Genomic DNA, 1,895 nt, shown 5'->3' on the forward strand with positions numbered 1-1,895 from the left:
GTGTCACCAGCACCATCGGTAACTGTATATGTAATAACAGGAACAGCACCGTTGAAATTATCATTAGGTGTGAAGGTATAACTACCATCGGTATTTAAAGTTAACTCACCTTCAGTGAGAATAACCGTGTCACCTGCATTGTACGTATTCCCACCAACTGTAAAGCTAGTGACAGTTAGTGGACCGTCTGCTGTTTCAGCATTATCTAACACATTGCCCGTGGCGGTTGTATCTTCAGCTATCGTGACAGTTTCACTATCATCACTTAAATCTGACACTGGTGTTACTGAAATTGTTAAAGTTGAAATTTCTGTGTCACCAGCACCATCGGTAATGGTGTAACTGATCACTGGCACAGCACCATTAAAGTTGTCATTCGGTGTAAAAGTGTAGCTACCGTCTGCATTTAAAGTGAGTTCACCTTCCGCAAGAGTAACCGTGTCACCTGCATTGTACGTATTCCCATCAACAGTAAAACTCGTTACGGTCATTGGAGCATCTGCTGTTTCAGCATTATCTAACACATTGCCTGTGGCGGTTGTATTTTCTGCGACAGAAACGGTTTCATTATCATCACTTAAATCTGACACTGGAGTTACTGAAATTGTTAAGGTAGAGCTCTGTGTATCACCCGCACCATCAGTAACGGTATAAGTAATAACAGGCACAGCACCGTTGAAATTGTCATTGGGTGTAAAAGTGTAGCTACCGTCTGCATTTAAAGTGAGTTCACCTTCCGCAAGAGTAACCGTATCACCTGCATTGTACGTATTCCCACCAACACTAAAGCTGGTGACGGTCATTGGACCGTCTGCCGTTTCAGCATTGTCTAAAACATTGCCTGTTGCTGTTGTATCTTCTGCAACAGTGACAGTTTCATTATCGTCGCTCAGATCAGACACTGGAGTTACTGAAATTGTTAAGGTAGAGCTCTGTGTATCACCAGCACCATCGGTAACTGTATAAGTAATAACGGGTACGCTACCATTGAAGTTATCATTCGGTGTAAAAGTGTAGCTACCGTCTGCATTTAAGGTGAGCTCACCTTCCGTAAGAGTAACCGTGTCACCTGCATTGTACGTATTCCCACCAACTGTAAAGCTGGTGACGGTCATTGGACCATCGGCAGTTTCTGCATTGTCTAAAACATTGCCCGTGGCAGTTGTGTCTTCTGCAACAGAAACAGTTTCACTATCATCACTTAGATCTGAAACCGGTGTCACTGAAATAGTTAGGGTAGAACTCTGAGTGTCACCAGCACCATCGGTAACGGTGTAGCTGATCACTGGCACGGCACCGTTGAAATTGTCATTAGGTGTGAAGGTATAACTACCATCGGTATTTAAAGTTAACTCACCTTCCGTAAGAGTAACCGTGTCACCTGTATTGTACGTATTCCCACCAACAGTAAAACTGGTGACAGTTAATGGACCGTCTGCAGTTGCTGCGTTATCGAGGACATTACCTGTTGCTGTTGTATCTTCTGCTATTGTGACAGTTTCACTATCATCACTTAGATCTGAAACCGGTGTCACTGAAATAGTTAGGGTAGAACTCTGAGTATCACCAGCACCATCAGTAACGGTGTAGCTGATCACTGGCACAGCACCATTGAAATTGTCATTGGGTGTGAAGGTATAGCTACCATCGGTATTTAAAGTTAACTCACCTTCAGTGAGAGTAACGGTATCACCTGCACTATATGTATTACCACCGACAGTAAAGCTAGTGACGGTCATTGGACCATCTGCTGTTTCAGCATTATATAACACATTGCCTGTGGCGGTTGTATCTTCTGCGACAGAAACGGTTTCATTATCATCACTTAAATCTGAAACTGGAGTTACTGAAATTGTTAGCGTAGAACTTTCGGTATCACCAGCACCATCTGTAAC

Annotated in this window: 1 protein-coding gene; it reads right to left on the reverse strand. The window is 43.3% G+C overall.

What is annotated here, in order from left to right; genetic code table 11:
• On the reverse strand, positions 1-1,895 hold a 1,895-nt coding region (locus tag H4J62_RS19860), incomplete at both ends, for a tandem-95 repeat protein (protein WP_182231136.1).

The organism is Colwellia sp. BRX8-5, from assembly GCF_014077325.1.
GTDB lineage: Bacteria > Pseudomonadota > Gammaproteobacteria > Enterobacterales > Alteromonadaceae > Colwellia_A.